Source organism: Klebsiella sp. PL-2018 (assembly GCF_019048985.1).
In the GTDB taxonomy this organism is placed as follows: Bacteria; Pseudomonadota; Gammaproteobacteria; order Enterobacterales; family Enterobacteriaceae; genus Klebsiella; species Klebsiella michiganensis.
This window is the reverse complement of record NZ_CP077673.1, coordinates 5,732,900-5,749,797: the sequence shown is the minus strand read 5'-3', so window position 1 is coordinate 5,749,797 and position 16,898 is coordinate 5,732,900. Positions and strand designations below refer to the sequence as shown.

General features: G+C 57.1%; 18 protein-coding genes, 1 tRNA gene and 1 pseudogene. 12 read left to right on the top strand and 8 right to left on the bottom strand.

What is annotated here, in order from left to right; all coding sequences use genetic code 11:
- Positions 1 to 88 precede the first annotated feature (88 nt).
- From MKleb_RS27140 to MKleb_RS27130, 3 genes are all read left to right on the top strand, one after another.
- Positions 89 to 559, top strand: coding sequence for a nuclear transport factor 2 family protein (locus MKleb_RS27140; protein ID WP_025107594.1), 471 nt, complete (start codon positions 89 to 91; stop codon positions 557 to 559).
- Between the two features lie 255 nt (positions 560 to 814).
- Entirely contained in the window at positions 815 to 1,624 is an 810-nt protein-coding gene (nlpA, locus tag MKleb_RS27135) for a lipoprotein NlpA (protein ID WP_025107595.1), read from the top strand.
- A gap of 24 nt (positions 1,625 to 1,648) precedes the next feature.
- Positions 1,649 to 2,509: a DMT family transporter gene (locus tag MKleb_RS27130; protein WP_025107596.1), complete on the top strand. Its 861-nt coding sequence runs from the start codon at positions 1,649 to 1,651 to the stop codon at positions 2,507 to 2,509.
- Here the strand turns inward: MKleb_RS27130 and MKleb_RS27125 are convergent.
- Positions 2,501 to 3,055, bottom strand: coding sequence for an NUDIX hydrolase (locus MKleb_RS27125; protein ID WP_025107597.1), 555 nt, complete (start codon positions 3,053 to 3,055; stop codon positions 2,501 to 2,503). The two genes, MKleb_RS27130 and MKleb_RS27125, sit on opposite strands and share 9 nt — an antisense overlap.
- A 169-nt stretch (positions 3,056 to 3,224) precedes the next feature.
- On the opposite strand from MKleb_RS27125, the gene MKleb_RS27120 reads away from it, so the two are divergent.
- A complete protein-coding gene (locus MKleb_RS27120; protein ID WP_025107598.1) occupies positions 3,225 to 4,004 on the top strand; it encodes an MBL fold metallo-hydrolase in 780 nt (259 codons plus the stop codon).
- A gap of 14 nt (positions 4,005 to 4,018) precedes the next feature.
- Positions 4,019 to 4,972, top strand: coding sequence for a GlxA family transcriptional regulator (locus tag MKleb_RS27115; RefSeq protein WP_025107599.1), 954 nt, complete (start codon positions 4,019 to 4,021; stop codon positions 4,970 to 4,972).
- Here the strand turns inward: MKleb_RS27115 and MKleb_RS27110 are convergent.
- The 4 genes from MKleb_RS27110 to MKleb_RS27095 all read right to left on the bottom strand — a co-directional run bounded on the left by MKleb_RS27110 (position 4,969) and on the right by MKleb_RS27095 (position 8,067).
- Entirely contained in the window at positions 4,969 to 6,018 is a 1,050-nt protein-coding gene (locus tag MKleb_RS27110; protein WP_025107600.1) for an NAD(P)-dependent alcohol dehydrogenase, read from the bottom strand. The two genes, MKleb_RS27115 and MKleb_RS27110, sit on opposite strands and share 4 nt — an antisense overlap.
- Positions 6,019 to 6,175: 157 nt before the next feature.
- Positions 6,176 to 6,478: a putative quinol monooxygenase gene (locus MKleb_RS27105; RefSeq protein ID WP_014839815.1), complete on the bottom strand. Its 303-nt coding sequence runs from the start codon at positions 6,476 to 6,478 to the stop codon at positions 6,176 to 6,178.
- 1 nt (position 6,479) lies between these two features.
- Positions 6,480 to 7,487, bottom strand: coding sequence for a zinc-binding alcohol dehydrogenase family protein (locus tag MKleb_RS27100; RefSeq protein WP_217076373.1), 1,008 nt, complete (start codon positions 7,485 to 7,487; stop codon positions 6,480 to 6,482).
- 112 nt (positions 7,488 to 7,599) lie between these two features.
- A complete protein-coding gene (locus MKleb_RS27095; protein ID WP_014227279.1) occupies positions 7,600 to 8,067 on the bottom strand; it encodes a DUF3237 domain-containing protein in 468 nt (155 codons plus the stop codon).
- A 187-nt stretch (positions 8,068 to 8,254) separates the two neighbouring features.
- On the opposite strand from MKleb_RS27095, the gene MKleb_RS27090 reads away from it, so the two are divergent.
- Positions 8,255 to 8,482 (top strand): shikimate kinase, encoded by a 228-nt coding sequence (locus MKleb_RS27090; protein ID WP_025107603.1) that lies wholly within the window; start codon positions 8,255 to 8,257, stop codon positions 8,480 to 8,482.
- Here the strand turns inward: MKleb_RS27090 and MKleb_RS27085 are convergent.
- Positions 8,476 to 8,787, bottom strand: a pseudogene (locus tag MKleb_RS27085) (virulence protein); the annotation flags it as partial. The gene MKleb_RS27090 and the pseudogene MKleb_RS27085 sit on opposite strands and share 7 nt — an antisense overlap.
- Before the next feature lie 124 nt (positions 8,788 to 8,911).
- On the bottom strand, positions 8,912 to 9,199 hold the full coding sequence (locus tag MKleb_RS27080; RefSeq protein WP_025107605.1) for a SymE family type I addiction module toxin: 288 nt from the start codon (positions 9,197 to 9,199) through the stop codon (positions 8,912 to 8,914).
- A gap of 126 nt (positions 9,200 to 9,325) precedes the next feature.
- On the opposite strand from MKleb_RS27080, the gene MKleb_RS27075 reads away from it, so the two are divergent.
- On the top strand, positions 9,326 to 9,517 hold the full coding sequence (locus tag MKleb_RS27075) for a toxin-antitoxin system HicB family antitoxin (protein WP_004855540.1): 192 nt from the start codon (positions 9,326 to 9,328) through the stop codon (positions 9,515 to 9,517).
- A 38-nt stretch (positions 9,518 to 9,555) separates the two neighbouring features.
- Here MKleb_RS27075 and MKleb_RS27070 read toward each other — a convergent pair.
- A tRNA-Sec gene (locus MKleb_RS27070) sits at positions 9,556 to 9,650 on the bottom strand.
- Positions 9,651 to 9,941: 291 nt separating this feature from the next.
- Between MKleb_RS27070 and MKleb_RS27065 the strand changes: the two genes are divergently transcribed.
- From MKleb_RS27065 to MKleb_RS27045, 5 genes are all read left to right on the top strand, one after another.
- Complete coding sequence (locus MKleb_RS27065; RefSeq protein ID WP_025107606.1) at positions 9,942 to 11,336, top strand: glycoside-pentoside-hexuronide family transporter; 1,395 nt, start codon at positions 9,942 to 9,944, stop codon at positions 11,334 to 11,336.
- A 13-nt stretch (positions 11,337 to 11,349) separates the two neighbouring features.
- Positions 11,350 to 13,668: an alpha-xylosidase gene (gene yicI / locus MKleb_RS27060; RefSeq protein WP_025107607.1), complete on the top strand. Its 2,319-nt coding sequence runs from the start codon at positions 11,350 to 11,352 to the stop codon at positions 13,666 to 13,668.
- An 825-nt stretch (positions 13,669 to 14,493) separates the two neighbouring features.
- Complete coding sequence (locus MKleb_RS27055) at positions 14,494 to 16,065, top strand: BglG family transcription antiterminator (protein ID WP_025107608.1); 1,572 nt, start codon at positions 14,494 to 14,496, stop codon at positions 16,063 to 16,065.
- Between the two features lie 10 nt (positions 16,066 to 16,075).
- Positions 16,076 to 16,546, top strand: a complete 471-nt coding sequence (locus tag MKleb_RS27050; protein WP_025107609.1) for a PTS sugar transporter subunit IIA — start codon at positions 16,076 to 16,078, stop codon at positions 16,544 to 16,546.
- A 21-nt stretch (positions 16,547 to 16,567) separates the two neighbouring features.
- Positions 16,568 to 16,882: a PTS fructose transporter subunit IIB gene (locus MKleb_RS27045; protein WP_004126741.1), complete on the top strand. Its 315-nt coding sequence runs from the start codon at positions 16,568 to 16,570 to the stop codon at positions 16,880 to 16,882.
- The last annotated feature ends 16 nt before the right edge of the window (positions 16,883 to 16,898 follow it).

Below are 16,898 nucleotides of genomic sequence, written 5' to 3'. Positions count from 1 at the left end.
CATAGATAACTATGTGACTGGGGTGAACGAGTGTAGCCAACACATAAGCAACTTGAAGTATGAAGGGTATTCATACAGGAGATTCATGATGACCGAACAACGTCCGCCTCTGCCGCCGTTCACCCGCGAGAGCGCCGCACAAAAAGTCCGTGCCGCTGAAGATGGCTGGAACAGCCGCGATGCCGCTAAGGTCGCGCTGGCCTATACCGTCGAGAGCGAATGGCGTAACCGCAGCGAATTTGTTCACGGCAGAACGCAGATTATCGACTTCCTGCAGCGGAAATGGCGTAAAGAGCAGGAGTACCGGCTGATTAAGGAGCTGTGGGCGTGGAGCGATAACCGTATTGCGGTACGCTTTGCCTATGAGTGGCACGACGACAGCGGCAACTGGTTTCGTTCATACGGCAACGAGAACTGGGAATTTGATCGGCACGGCCTGATGCAGACGCGCTACGCCTGCATCAACGATCTGCCCATTACGGAGAGCGAGCGTCTGTTTCACTGGCCCCAGGGCCGTCGCCCGGACGATCACCCGGGATTGAGCGAGCTGGGGCTGTAAGGCGCCGTTCTGCGGAACGAGCCTCACCGTTGAAGAGATCCCCGGAGGCGGCGCTGCGCACCTGTCCGGGCTACTCGATCGCAGCCGACGGTGAGCCCGTAGCCCGGGCAGGCGCATCGCGCCGCCCCCGGGAGAAAGGGGGAAGATGATTTTATTTCCGGTTGCGGTTTTTGCGTTTAAAACCCCAGCACAAAGTCGTTATAGTTTCAGACGAAAAAATAATAACGATTTCTATGGACTGACGGGGTGATAACAATGAAATTGCGTTTACGGACAGCCGCCGCCGTGGTGCTGGCGGGCCTGCTGCTGGCGGGTTGCGACCAGAAGGGCAGCGATGCGAAACACATTAAAGTCGGCGTGATTAACGGCGCGGAACAGGATGTGGCGGAAGTGGCGAAGAAAGTGGCTAAAGAGAAATATGGCCTCGACGTGGAGCTGGTGGGCTTTAGCGGCTCGCTGCTGCCGAATGAGTCCACCAACGCCGGCGATCTGGACGCCAACGTCTTTCAGCACCGCCCGTTCCTCGAACAGGATAATAAAGCCCACAACTATCGCCTGGTGGCGGTGGGCAACACCTTCGTCTTCCCGATGGCGGGCTACTCGCGCAAAATAAAATCCGTCGCCGAGCTGAAAGACGGCGCGACCATCGCCATTCCGAACGACCCGACCAACCTGGGCCGCGCGCTGCTTCTGCTCCAGCAGGAAAAGCTGATTACCCTCAAAGCGGGCACCGGCCTGCTGCCGACGGCGGTTGATATCATCGACAACCCGCATCACCTGAAAATTATGGAGCTGGAAGGAGCACAGCTGCCGCGCGTCATCGACGACCCGAAGGTCGACGTGGCGATCATAAGCACTACCTACCTGCAGCAGACCGGCCTCTCCCCTGTACGCGACGGCATCTTTATTGAAGATAAAAACTCGCCCTATGTGAACATCATCGTGACCCGCGAAGACAACAAAGACGCGGAAAACGTCAAAGCGTTTATCCAGTCCTACCAGTCGCCAGAGGTGGCGAAGGCGGCGGAGACGATCTTTAACGGCGGCGCGGTGCCCGGCTGGTAATCACTCACACAAGGAGACGTGGCGATGACCCGGCAACGCCAGGCTGATTTGCTGCTCATAGCCGCGACGGTTATCGCCGCCTGCGGATGGATTTTTTCCCGGGAAGCGATTGCCGGCATGCCGGTTTTCGCTTTCCTCGGCCTGCGCTTTTTCTTCGCCGCGCTGCTGCTGCTGCCTTTCTGCCGCGGCCTTCGCGTCGAGAGGCAGCAGTGGCCGCGCATGATTATCAGCGGCCTGTGGTTTGCGCTAAACCTGTGCCTGTGGATCTACTCGGTATCAACGACCCCATCGCTGGGCGAAGGGGCGTTTATCATGAGCCTGTCGATGCTGTTCGTGCCGCTTACCGCATGGGTGATGATGAAGGCGCGGCCGGCGCGGGCCTACTGGGAGTGCCTGCCGATCGCCATTGTCGGCCTCGGATTGCTCAGCCTGCATATGCCGATTGCGTTTCACCCCAGCCAGGGCTGGTTCCTGTTGACCGCGCTGGTGCAATCGATCTGGTTTTGCTACACCAGCAAAAGCGCCCGCGAGGTGCCGCTGATACCGCTGACCACCGTGCAGCTCGGCATTACCGGCATTGTCGGACTGGGGATCTCCGCCGCCGTTGAAAGCTGGACTCAGCCGTTTACCCTGCCGACCTTCGGCTGGCTGCTCGCCAGCATCGTTATCGCCACCAGCCTGCGCTTCGGCCTGCAAATGAAGGGGCAGAAGTACGCGGCGGTCGCCAGCGCGGCGATTATTATGGTGCTGGAACCGCTGCTCACGGTGATTGCCGCCGCGCTGTGGTACGGCGAACAGCTACCGCTGCAGAAAATTATCGGCGGCCTGCTGATCCTCGTCGCTCAGCTGTGGTTCCGCTGGCGGATGCTGAAGCCGCTACGCTAAACCGGTGCGCCGCTGCGCCATCAGATGCAGCAGCGGCACCAGCGATAGCCCGTCCGGCATCTCGCCGCGGGCGATCAGCTGGCCTATCTCTTCGAGGGTAAACCAGCCCGTTTCCATCACTTCATCCTGATCTTCATCCATTCCCACCCAAGTCAAATCGTGGGCCAGCCAGGTAATAAACAGCTGGTCGCTGCTGCCGTAGGAGGGGTTATAGCGGATAATTTCGTCGGCGCGCTGCGCCTGCCAGCCGGTCTCTTCCCGCAGCTCGCGCAGGGCCGCCGCGCGCGGGTCTTCGCCTTCATCGACGCCGCCGGAAGGAATCGCCCACACCACCCGATCGATCAGGTAACGGTAGTGGCGAATCAGCAGCACTTTGTCATCCTGCATCGCCACAATCCCCACCGCCGGGCGAGGATAGTGAATGGAGTAAAAATCCCGCCGATCGCCGGGGGCCATATCAATTCCGACCTTGCGCATGCTGAACCATGGGGTGTCTGCCAGAACCTCGACATCGTGCATATCGGCGGAGGTGAGTTTCTTTTTCATCGTAGCCACTGTTCCTCAAAGTTGAGCGTTCAGCACACCATAGCCGGGAGCCGATGGCAACCGTCGCAGATTGGCCCGATTTCATCGTTCATTGCCCAAACGCCCATATTGCGCCAGGCTTGTGGGACGTACGATGTTCAGCAGATAACCGCGAAGAGGAATGAACATCATGAAAATCACCCATGTGCGTAATGCTACCCAGCTTATTGAATATGCGGGTAAAAAGTTTCTGATTGACCCGATGCTTTCAGCCAAGGGCGCCTGGGCGGGCTTTGCCGGTACCGCGCGCAGCGAGTTGCGTAACCCGCTGGTGGAACTGCCTTTTTCCATCGAAACGATCGTTGACGTGGATGCGGTTATCGTCACCCACACTCATCAGGATCACTGGGACGAGGCGGCGATCGCCGCGATCCCCAAAACCCTGCCGGTTTATGTCCAGCATGATGCCGACGGACAGCTGCTGCGCGGCCAGGGCTTTTGCGATATTCGTCTGCTCTCTGAGGACAGCGCGTTTGCTGACGTTGCGCTGGTGAAAACGACCTCGGGCCAGCACGGCAGCGACCGCACTTATGCGGTGCCGGCAATGGCCGAGCGCCTGGGCGAAGCCTGCGGCGTGGTGCTGCGCCATCCGCAGGAGAAAACCCTATGGCTGGTGGGGGACACTATCTGGCGCGATGCAGTGGAAGCCGACATGCTCAGGCTGCGCCCTGACGTGGTGGTGCTGAATGCCGGGTATGCGCACGTCATCGGTTTTGGGCCGATCATCATGGGCAAAGAGGATGTGCTGAAGGCGCACTTCGTCCTGCCGGAAGCCAAAATCGTCGCCAGCCATATGGACGCGGTGAACCACTGTCTGCTGAGCCGCGATGAGCTGCGCCAGTACGTGGCTGACAATCAGATTGCCGAAGCGGTCAGCATCCCGCAGGATGGGGAAAGCATGGTCTTTTAGAAGCGGAGTGGGCGATGAAACTCACGGAAGTGGCGATTGTGGCGGTGGACGGGTTTAGCCCGTTTCACTACTCGGTGCCCTGTATGCTGTTTGGCGATACGGTCTCGGAAACCAAACGCTTTAACCTGCATATTTGCGCCGAACGGCCGGGGCTGCTCAGCGCCCGCGACGGCTTCGCGCTGAACGCCAGCGGCGATTTTTCCCTCCTGGCGCAGGCGGATATCGTGGTGGTGCCTTACTGGGGGGCGGTGAATCAGCGCCCACCGCAGCCGCTGCTTGACGGCCTGGTTCGCGCGCGCAATAACGGCGCGCAGATCGTCGGCCTGTGCCTCGGGGCGTTTGTACTCGGCTACGCCGGGCTGCTGGACGACAGGCGCGCGGCGACCCACTGGGAGTTTGAGCAGGATTTTCAGTGCCTGTTTCCACAGGTGCGGCTGGATATCAACGCGCTGTACGTTGACGATGAGGGGATTATCACCTCGGCGGGCACCGCGGCGGCGCTCGACTGCTGCCTGTATCTCATTCGCCAGCGTTTTGGCAGCCTTGTCGCCAATCAGATCGCCCGGCGGATGATCGTCCCGCCGCACCGTGAGGGCGGCCAGGCGCAGTTTATCGCCCAGCCGGTACCGAAAAACACCCGCGACGCGCGGATAAACGGCCTGCTTGAGTATCTCCAGCAGCACATCCGCGAACCGCATAATCTCGACTCGCTGGCGCAGGTCGCGGCGATGAGCCGCCGGACCCTGACCCGCCATTTCGCCAAAGCGACCGGCATGGGCATTGCCGACTGGCTGGCCGCCGAGCGCCTGCGGCGCAGCCAGATCCTGCTGGAGGCCGGGGATTTACCGGTCGGGCAGGTGGCGGAGGAAGTGGGCTATCGCTCCGCCGTAACCTGGCGCCAGCAGTTTAAAGCGCGCTTTGGCGTCAGCCCGGCGGAGTGGCGGCGCACCTTTCGCCGCGGGGCTTAGCCGCCGAGCGTGGCGCTGTCGATGACGAAGCGGTATTTCACGTCGCCTTTAATCATCCGCTCCCAGGCCTCGTTAATCTGGTCGCCGCGAATCAGCTCTATATCGGCGACGATGCCGTGCTCGGCGCAGAAATCGAGCATCTCCTGGGTTTCCGGAATGCCGCCGATCATCGACCCGGCAATTGACCGGCGGCGGAAGATTAGATTAAACACTTCCGGCGAGGGATGCGGCGTGGCGGGCGCGCCCACCAGCGTCATGGTGCCGTCGCGTTTGAGCAGGGTGGTGAAGGCATCGAGGTTATGCGGCGCCGCCACGGTGTTGAGTATGAAGTCGAAGCTCTTCAGGTGGGCGGCCATTTCGTTTTCGTTGCGCGAGACCACCACTTCGTCCGCGCCCAGCTCCCGCGCCGCGTCACGCTTGGACTCCGAGGTGGTAAAGGCCACCACGTGGGCGCCCATGGCGTGGGCCAACTTGATGCCCATATGCCCCAGCCCGCCAATGCCCACGATGCCGACTTTTTTGCCCGGTCCGACGTTCCAGTGGCGTAGCGGCGAGTAAGTTGTGATGCCCGCGCACAGCAGCGGCGCGACGGCGGCCAGCTGCTCTTTGGGATGGGATATGCGCAGCACATAGCGCTGATGCACAACGATCTGCTGGGAGTAACCGCCGAGCGTGTGGCCGGGCGCGTCCTGCGTCGGGCCGTTATAGGTGAGCACCATACGATCGCAATAGTTTTCCAGCCCGTCCCGGCACTCCTCGCACTCTTTACAGCTGTCGACCATACAGCCGACGCCCACCAGATCGCCAACGGCGTGGCCGGAGACCCGGCTGCCTACGGCGGTCACCCGGCCGACGATTTCATGGCCCGGCACGCAGGGATAGAGCGTCCCTGCCCACTCGGAGCGGGCCTGGTGTACATCCGAGTGGCAGACGCCGCAATAATCAATGGCGATCTGCACATCGTCCGGCCCCGGCTCGCGGCGGGTGATGGCCATAGACCCCAACGGCTGGCTGGCCGAGTTCGTTCCAATAGCGTTGATCTGCATAGCAAAACCTCTTCTACATAACGGCGTTGAATAAAACGGAGGGGGAGAGCGTTTTTTGAGCGGCAGGATCAAGCGTAGCCTGGTTGAGGCGCGATGGGTGGGGGAGAGCTCAAAGGGTTAAAGATGGGCTCCCCCCGCAAACGGAGTGCAGAAAATATCAGGGCGCGACGGGCGTCAGATAATCCAGCCGCAGCGGCCCGGCAAGCAGGCTATCCATCTGCGCAATAAAATCCTGGAAGTGCGGCAGGGCGATATGCGCGTCCAGCGCTTCCTGATTGCGCCAGGATTCGCGCATATAGAACGTATCCGGCGCATCGCGCAGCTGAAACAGGGCGTAATCGAGGTTGCCTGGCTCCTGACGCGTCGGCAGCAGCAGCGCCCGCAGGGCCTGACGCAGCGCGTCGCTGTGGCCCGGTTTCGCCGTCAGCACCGCGAGAAGTGAAATCGCCTCGCCGCTCATCTTAAAAGCCCTCCAGCACGATTTTGCCCACCGAACGCCCGGTTTCCAGCTGCGCGTGCGCTTTTTGCAGGTTGGCGGCGGTGATGGCGCCGTAGTGCTCGCCGAGGGTGGTCTTAATGGTGTTGTCGTCAATCAGCGCCGCCACGCGGGTCAGCAGCTGATGCTGGGCGATCATGTCCGGCGTGTCGAACATCGAGCGGGTAAACATAAATTCCCAATGCAGGGAGATGCTTTTCGCCTTCAGCGGCACCACGTCGAGGGTTTGCGGATCGTCGATCAGCGCCAGCTTGCCCTGCGGTGCGAGAGCGGCGATCAGCTGCGGATAGTGCTGGTCGGTATTGGTCAGGCTGGCGACGTGGGTCACCGCTTTGACGCCAATCCGCGCCAGCTCTTCGGCGAGCGGTTTGCTGTGATCGATAACATGATGCGCGCCCGCTTCCCGTACCCATTTCTGGCTTTCCGGGCGCGAGGCGGTGCCAATGACCGTCATACCGGTGAGCTTGCTGGCGAGCTGGGTCAGTATCGAACCGACGCCGCCCGCCGCGCCGACGATCAGCAGCGTGTCACCCGCGTTGCCGCCTTCCTCTACGCCAGGACGGTGGAACAGCAGCTCCCAGGCGGTAATGGCGGTGAGCGGCAGCGCGGCGGCGGCGGCATTATCCAGCGAACGCGGTTTGCGGGCGACGATGCGCTCATCCACTAACTGAAACTCGCTGTTGCTGCCCGGACGGCCCAGCGCGCCGGCGTACCACACTTCATCTCCCGCGGCGAACAGCGTCACCGCGCTGCCGACGGCTTTCACCACGCCCACCGCGTCCCAGCCCAGCACGCGCGGGGTATCGGCGTTAAAACCGGCGCGGACTTTGGTATCCACCGGGTTGACGGAAATAGCCTTCACTTCAACCAGCAGGTCATGCCCCTCGGCAACCGGCTGCGGCAGCTCGATGTCGGTTAAAAAAGGAATATTGCTGCCTTCTGCCGCCGCGCGGGTAATGGCGATCGCTTTCATACACTCTCCGGTTTTGAATAAGGTTCATCGTTTGAATGTATTGAGGATAGACCGCGGCACGCGGGGGAAAAATGGCCCGACGGCGATAACAGTTATATTGAAAAAGTGAAAATCAGCGGACGCGATAAAAATCGAGCATCACGCCGTCCTGCGTGCGGCCGCCGGAACAGATAAACAGCGAGGTGGTGAGCCAGCGCAGCGCAGGCGCATCCACTTCAAAAGTCGGTACGGTACGAAAATAGATAGCTTCCGGCGGAATATCGCTAAAAAATCGCATATCGTCGCCGAAAAGACGTTCTTTGTACTCTTCGGGTAGGCGGCGAATGCCGTTGTTTTCGATGTATACCGTGCCTTCTTCCACGTGTAATGCATAGCGGGCGGAGAGGCGGCAGGTGCCGTCAGGCTCGACGATCTGGCTGTCGACGCCGCCGGGTAAGACGTGGCCGTTAAGCTCACCGCGTACGGTTCCGCTGAGGATTGGGATCAGCTGACGTTTCCCGCTCTGCGGGCTGCGGGAGACGATGACCGGTTTGTCGACCTGAATGGTGATAGAGAAGCTGTGTTCGAGTTCGGGTGTCATCATTGGTCTCCTTTCTAAGCCACGTTATCCCGTTAGTGTAAGGATTTAAAGGTGAAGGGAATAACGCAAACATTGGATGGAAATGATTGGCTGGGGAGATGGAAGCGAACAAAAAACCGCCGCGATCGCGGCATTATTTGGCGTATTCTGCTGACATAATGCTTTCACACGGACGCGAGGAATAAAGATGAATACGCTATTTCTGATTGGCCCTGGCGGGGTGGGGAAAAGCACGGTTGGAGCGCTGCTGGCGCAGGCGATGAGCTACCGGCTTATCGATCTCGATAGCGAATTTTGCGAGCAGATTTTAAATATTCGCCAATATATTCAGCGCGATGGATACGAGCGCTATGTGCGTGAGAACGCCGCGCTATGCTCTCGCCTGCTGGCGGAGAATCCGCATGAAAAACGATAGCCAACGGCAAGGATGACTTGCAGGCTGTAGTGAAGCCGGTTGCGGCTTACCTGGCGACGACCTTCCTGTTGAACTTGTAAGTAAGACTTACAGGTTGCGTTTTGATCAAGTTCTTCTTCTTCATAGATCGCTTTAATGTGCTGTGTAACTGCCTGGGGAGTGATTTGATAAAGATTTGCGATGGATGCCTGAGGGAGACAAAGCGTATCGCTTTCAAAGCGGCATTCAACACGTACTTTCCCATCACCGCTGGCAAACATAACGAATTCACCTATTGGGGGCGAAGTTAAATGTTTATTTGCCATATAGCCTCCGGGTTAACCTGCTTTGGCTCGCATAGTATGTCAGAAGAGCATAAATTTCATTAGACGGAATATTAACCCGGCGTCATTTGGCAGCGGCTATCCAGAAGACGAAGATTTCCGGGCGTCAGACGAGATGAAGCGTATTGTTGACGCTTTTAAAGGATTGCTGAATTTGCAGTAGCTCCGCTTTAAGCATTTGTTCCTTATCGCTCTGCGGCAGCAGAACAATACAGCCATCCATTACCTTAACCGTGAAGCGCTTTCCGGTATCGAACCCCGCTGCGCGTAACCACTTGCCGGAAAGGGTAAGACTTGGTGTACTGGTGTCCCGACCTTGCGGGCGATATCCCACAATCAGGTGACGCTCGGTTCCGGAAACGGCAAAGTCTGGGGTAGAATGCGAATCAACCATAATCAACTCCTTGATAGTTGGTGTGGTTAGACGCTCCGACTGTGTTCCCGCACATCGGAGCGTTGTTTGTACAAGAGGCTTTTAGGTGGCCTCCTATATGTTAAGATTAGTTGGATAGGTGGCCTCATGTCAATCATAGCGCGCGAAAAAAAACCAAAGGGCGGCGGCCAGTCTCCGCAGTTCAAAATGCGCATTGATCCGGCATTAAAGGAGCAGCTGGATGCTGTTGCAGCGGAAGAGGGGGTGAGTCTCGCGAGCTGGTTTAAAGAACTGGCGAGAAGCGCGCTAAAAGCGAAAGGTATTGAACCGAAAGGCTGATTTTCTGGATAAGTTCACATGGATAAAAATGATTGAACTGGCGGAAGATCACAGGAGTTGAACCTGCCCGGGACCGCTGGCGGCCCCAACTGGATTTGAAGTCCAGCCACCTCACCGGAGATGACGATCTTCCGCGCCTCGATTGCTACATGGAGGCGGGGCGCATTATAGCTACTTTCCTGCATTAACCACATACCCAAACGCACTTTTTTACTGTTAAAACTGGACTTTACAGAACCTTCTTAAACAATTCCTTGCAAAATCCGTGGCTTACACTTTTATACACTCTTTCAGGCTACCGGGATCACATAAAACAAGAAACGTAATTTGATTATGAGATATCGCAATTCATCTTACTGCGCGGATGGGTTACAAAGCATGTAACCGGTACCAACCCGCGGCAGCGCTGAGAGAAGAGTGTGCGATGAAAGATCATATTTTGTCCGTCAAAGAGAAGATTGGCTACGGCATGGGCGATGCCGCAAGCCATATCATTTTTGATAACGTCATGTTGTATATGATGTTTTTCTATACCGATATCTTTGGTATTCCTGCAGGCTATGTCGGTACCATGTTCCTGCTGGCCCGCGCGCTGGATGCGATATCCGACCCCTGCATGGGGCTGCTGGCCGACCGTACCCGCAGCCGCTGGGGAAAATTCCGCCCGTGGATCCTGTTCGGCGCGATTCCGTTCGGCCTCGTCTGCGTGCTGGCCTACAGCTCGCCGGACCTGAGTCATAACGGCAAGCTGATTTACGCCGCGGTCACCTACACGCTGCTGACCCTGCTCTACACCGTGGTCAACATCCCGTACTGCGCGCTGGGCGGGGTCATCACCGACAACCCAACGCAGCGTATCTCCCTGCAGTCCTGGCGCTTTGTGCTGGCGACGGCGGGCGGCATGCTCTCCACCGTCCTGATGATGCCGCTGGTGAACTTTATCGGCGGCGAAGACAAAGCCTTTGGCTTTCAGGGCGGCATCGCGGTGCTGTCGGCGATCGCTTTCCTGATGCTGGCGTTTTGCTTCTTCACCACCAAAGAGCGCGTCGAAGCGCCGCCGAGCTCTACCTCAATGCGGGAAGACCTGCGCGATATCTGGCGCAACGATCAGTGGCGTGTCGTTGGTCTGCTGACCATCCTCAACATCCTCGCGGTCTGCGTTCGCGGCGGCGCGATGATGTATTACACCACCTGGATCATGGGGTCCGCGGGTCTGTTCACCGCCTTCCTCACCACCTACTGCGTCGGCAACCTGATTGGCTCGGCGCTGGCGAAGCCGCTCACCGACTGGAAATGCAAAGTCAGCGTCTTCTGGTGGACTAACGCCCTGCTGGCGGCGCTGAGCGTGGTGATGTTCTTCGTGCCGATGGACGCCGAAATCACCATGTTCGCCTTTATCTTCGTGATTGGCGTGCTGCACCAGCTGGTGACGCCGATTCAGTGGGTGATGATGTCCGACACCGTCGACTACGGCGAATGGTGTAACGGCAAACGCCTGACCGGCATCAGCTTTGCGGGCACCCTGTTCGTGCTCAAGCTGGGCCTGGCGCTGGGCGGCGCGCTGATTGGCTGGATGCTGGCGGGCGGCGGTTACGATGCCGCGGCCAAAACCCAGAACAGCGCCACTATCACCATCATCATCTCATTGTTCACCCTCGCTCCGGCGGTCTGTTATCTGCTGAGCGCGGTTATCGCGAAACGCTACTACACCCTGAAAACCCCGTTCCTGAAAAAGATGATGGCGGAGCTGGCTCAGGGCGCGCGCCGCAACGAACACGACTTCACTTCAGCGCCGACAGGCAAAGAATTGCAAAACTAAGAGGAAGCTATTCATGAAAATCAGTGATGGAAACTGGCTTATTCAACCAGGGCTCAATCTGATCCAACCTGTACAGGTGTACGAGGTTGAGCAACAGGGCAACGACATGGTGGTCTACGTCGCGTCGCGCGAAGTGCGCGAGCGTGCCGCCCAGTTGGACGTTCCGCTATTTACCGTGCGCTTCTTCTCTCCGCAGGAAGGCGTGATTGGCGTACGTATGGAGCACTTCCAGGGCGCGCTGAACAACGGCCCACACTATCCGCTGAACGTGCTGAAAGACGTCAAGGTGGAGATTAACAACGGCGCTGAGTATGCCGAGCTGAAGAGCGGCAATTTGACCGCGCGCGTCACGAAAGGCGACTTCTGGTCGCTGGATTTCCTGCGCGACGGCGTGCGGATTACCGGTAGCCAGCTGAAAAACGACGGCTACGTGCAGGATACCAAAACGAATCGTAACTATATGTTTGAGCGCCTGGATCTCGGCGTCGGCGACACCGTTTACGGCCTCGGCGAGCGCTTTACCGCGCTGGTGCGCAACGGCCAGACGGTCGACACCTGGAACGAAGACGGCGGCACCAGCACCGAACAGTCGTACAAAAATATCCCGTTCTATCTGACCAACCGCGGCTACGGCGTGCTGGTGAATCATCCTGAGCGCGTCTCTTTCGAAATCGGCTCCGAGAAAGTCTCTAAGGTGCAGTTCAGCGTCGAAGGTGAATACCTGGAGTACTTCGTTATCGACGGCCCGACCCCGAAAGAGGTGCTGAACCGCTATACCCTGTTTACCGGGCGTCCGGCGCTGCCGCCGGCCTGGTCTTTCGGCCTGTGGCTGACCACCTCGTTCACTACCAACTACGATGAAGCGACGGTTAACAGCTTTATCGACGGCATGGCGGAGCGCAACCTGCCGCTGCACGTGTTCCACTTTGACTGCTTCTGGATGAAGGCTTTCCAGTGGTGCGATTTTGAATGGGATCCGGTGACCTTCCCTGACCCGGAAGGTATGATTAAGCGCCTGAAAGAGAAAGGGCTGAAGGTCTGCGTGTGGATTAACCCGTATATCGGCCAGCGTTCGCCGGTGTTTAAAGAGCTGCAGGAGAAAGGCTATCTGCTGAAACGCCCGGACGGTTCGCTGTGGCAGTGGGATAAATGGCAGCCGGGCCTGGCGATTTATGACTTCACTAATCCGCAAGCCTGCCAATGGTATGCCGACAAGCTGAAAGGCCTGGTGGCGATGGGCGTTGACTGCTTCAAGACGGACTTCGGCGAGCGTATCCCGACCGACGTGCAGTGGTTTGATGGTTCCGATCCGCAAAAAATGCACAACCACTACGCCTTCATCTATAACGAGCTGGTGTGGAACGTACTGAAAGAGACCGTCGGCGAGAAAGAAGCGGTGCTGTTCGCGCGCTCCGCCTCGGTGGGCGCACAGCAGTTCCCGGTGCACTGGGGCGGCGACTGCTACGCCAACTATGAATCGATGGCGGAAAGCCTGCGCGGCGGCCTGTCGATCGGCATGTCCGGCTTTGGGTTCTGGAGCCACGATATCGGCGGCTTCGAAAACACCGCGCCCGCCCACGTCTACAAGCGCTGGTGCGCCTTCGGCCTGCTGTCGAGCCACAGCCGTCTGCACGGCAGCAAATCCTATCGCGTGCCGTGGGCCTACGATGACGAGTCCTGCGACGTGGTGCGCCACTTCACGCAGCTGAAATGCCGCATGATGCCGTATCTGTACCGTCAGGCGGCGCTGGCCAATGAGTTCGGTACGCCGATGCTGCGTTCGATGATGCTGGAGTTCCCGCACGACCCGGCCTGCGACTATCTGGATCGGCAGTACATGCTGGGGGATTCCGTGCTGGTGGCGCCGGTGTTTAGCGAAGCGGGAGACGTCCAGTTCTGGCTGCCGGAAGGCCGCTGGACCCATCTGTGGCACAACGACGAAGCGCAGGGTAGCCGCTGGCATAAGCAGAATCACGATGTGCTGAGCCTGCCGGTGTACGTGCGTGACAACACTCTGCTGGCGCTGGGAAACAATGATCAGAAGCCAGACTACGCGTGGAACGAAGGTACCGCCTTCCAGCTGTTTAGCCTCGACGATGGTCGCGAAGCCGTCTGTCAGGTGCCGGCCGCGGACGGGTCGGTGGTCTTTACCCTGACGGCGAAACGCCAGGGCAACGTCATCACCGTCAGCGGTGACGGCGAGGCCAGCGGCTGGACGCTGTGCCTGCGCAACATCCAGCAGGTGGCGGGCGTGCAGGGCGGGACTCAGGCGGGTAGCGAGCTGGGCGTGGTGGTGACCGCGCAGAGCAATGCGTTGACGATTACGCTGTAAGCGCTTTGTAGCCCGGACAAGGCGCGTCAAGCGCCGCCTCCGGGGAAGGTGCCGAACCTGCTGCATCAGCGCTGCTGCTTCCCGGCTCGCGCTGCGCTTAGCCGGGCTACAGGTTTCCAGCCGTCTGCACGCCGTAGCCCGGACAAGGCGCGTCAAGCGCCGCCTCCGGGGAAGGTGCCAAACCTGATGCATCAGCGCAGCTGCTTCCCGGCTCGCGCTGTGCTTAGCCGGGCTACAGGTTTCCAGCCGTCTGCACGCCGTAGCCCGGACAAGGCGCGTCAAGCGCCGCCTCCGGGGAAGGTGCCAAACCTGATGCATCAGCGCAGCTGCTTCCCGGCTCGCGCTGCGCTTAGTCGGGCTACAGGTTTCCAGCCGTCTGCACGCCGTAGCCCGGACAAGGCGCGTCAAGCGCCGCCTCCGGGGAGAAGGTGCCGAACCTGATGCATCGGCGCTGCTGCTTCCCGGCTCGCGCTGCGCTTAGCCGGGCTACAGGTTTCCTGCCGTCTGCACGCCGTAGCCCGGACAAGGCGCGTCAAGCGCCGCCTCCGGGAATGCTGTCAGGCTAAAGGCGGTTAACTATTCCCGGGTATATTCTTATGGTGAATTGAGATCGCTATCACGTATATTTCTTCCTGAAATGTGATCTGAATTATAATTATTCCTTAATCCCTCTCTTCGTTTTATTTCTGTCCGGATGTCTGGACAAAATTTAGTATTGTTGTTTACGCCTCTGCTACTTATATTTATCCTCAATGATTTATGTAGCGCTCGCGTGGTATCGCGCTGGCCTCCAGACATTAATCTGGTATGCAATAAGGGTAAATAATGCAAATGATTACCTCACGACAGAACAGATTATTGAAATTTCTCCTGCCCCGCAGAGAATACGTTACGCTGCTGAAAATTGCTGAATATTTAAATGTGTCAGAAAAAACGGTTCAGCGTGATTTACGCTTTTTAGAACAGTGGTTATCTGAGTGGAAAATGACTATCGACAAACGCTCAGGTACCGGCGTGATGCTGATCGCTGATAATGTCACGGATCTGCTGCAATTAGACCAATTACTCAGTAACGAGGGGGAGGACAGCGATGTCATGATGAATAACTCCCGGCGCGTGAAAATTGCTTCGCAGCTCTTAAGTGAGACTCCGCGGGAGACATCAATTAATAAGCTCTCTGAGCGTTATTTTATCAGTAGTGCATCTATCGTTAATGATCTGAAAATTATTGAGTCATGGATTGCTCCGCTCGGCTTAACGCTGATTCGTAGCCAGAGCGGGACGCATATTGAAGGCAGCGAAAACAGCGTCCGCCAGGCGATGGCGTCATTAATTAATGGGGTGATTAATCATAATGAGCCCGGCTGTATTATCCATTCCCGGCTGGACTCAGGAAGCTATAAAGCGCTGGTGCATTATTTTGGTGAGGATGACGTTTTATTTGTTCAGTCATTATTACAGGAAATGGAGCGCAAGCTGTGCTGGTCATTAGGCGAACCGTATTATGTGAATATTTTTACCCATATCCTCATTATGATGTATCGCATTACCCGTGGGAATGCCTTACCGCGGCGTGAACAGGGGCAGCAGATTTTTGATGAGACGATATTTAGCGTTGCCCAGAATATGCTGCGAAAAATTGAACACCGTATTGACCATTCGCTGCCGGAAGATGAAGTCTGGTTTATTTATCAGTACATCATCTCCTCTGGCGTTGTGGTGGAAGAGCGAGATGATGTCAGCATGGTGCGCTATATGCATTCTAGCGATGAGGCCCGACAAATTACCGATCGTCTGATTAGCGCTTTTTCCACCATGATTGATCTCGATTTAACCGCCGATCGCGCGTTATACGATGGTCTGCTCATTCATATCAAGCCGCTCATTAACCGCCTTAATTTTCGGATTCATATTCGTAACCCTCTGCTTGAGGATATCAAGGGCGAGCTGACGGACGTGTGGCCGCTCACCCAGCGGGCGGTCAATCAGGTTTTTAGCCGCTGGGGCGAGCGTGCGGTTTCCGACGACGAGATTGGCTATCTCACCGTTCATTTCCAGGCGGCGATGGAAAGACAGGTCGCCAGCAAGCGCGTTCTGCTGGTTTGTTCTACCGGAATCGGCACATCTCACCTGTTGAAAAGTAGAGTGTTAAGAGCGTTTCCTGACTGGACCATCGTCGGCGTGGTTTCGGCAAGCAGCCTGCATACCCTTCAGCCGCAGGACAAGATTGAACTGGTTATTTCGACGATCAATCTGCCGGAAATAGCTTTGCCGGTAGTCTATGTTAGCGCATTTTTTAATGATGCCGATATCCGGCGGGTTACGGAAAAAATCGTTACCGACAAATTACATCGCGCGGCAATATCTGCTGTAGATAATGAAGTTTTATATCCATGAGGTAAAGAATATGGACATAACCAGGATTTTAAACACCAAACGCGTTTTGTTAGATATGCACGCTACGAATAAAGCGGAAGCCATCGAGGAGTTAACCGACTTATTACAAAAAGACGGGGCGATAAGCTGTCGAGAAACCTTTATTCACGATGTCTGGCAGCGTGAGTCGGAAGGCTCAACGGGGTTTGAAAATCATATTGCGATCCCGCATGGAAAGTCGTCCGCCGTTGTTAATACCACCCTTGCCATTGGTCGCACCCGGCAGGATATCGCCTGGGAAACGCTGGACGGCAGCCAGGTACGCTGCATTATTTTATTTGCCGTTCGTCTGGAAGATCAAAATACCACCCATATTCGCCTGTTGTCCCAGGTCGCCGGAGCGCTGGCGGATGATGACATTATTGAACAACTGCTCAAAGAAACCAGTCCGCAGAGGATTATTGATCTGTTTAACCAATATGCCGAGTCGGACATTTACTAACAATAACTAGCGGAGTCCGAGATGAATATTGTCTGTGTTGCTGCCTGTACCGCAGGTATTGCTCATACTTATATTGCACGTGAGAAGCTGATTAAAGGCGCGAAAGCGCTGGGCCACAATGTCAAAGTCGAAACCCAGGGAACCATTGGTACTGAAAATGAACTGGCGGCGGAAGATATTGACGCTGCGGATGTCGTTATTCTTGCCATTGATGTGAAAATTAAAGGCGAAGAGCGTTTTAAAAATAAACGGATTGTCAGAGTAAAAACGGAAGTCGTGATTAAGTCGCCGATTCAGTTTATCGAAAAGGTCGAAAAATCCTTAGCGAATGCCTGATCCTTAATCTGGAGGG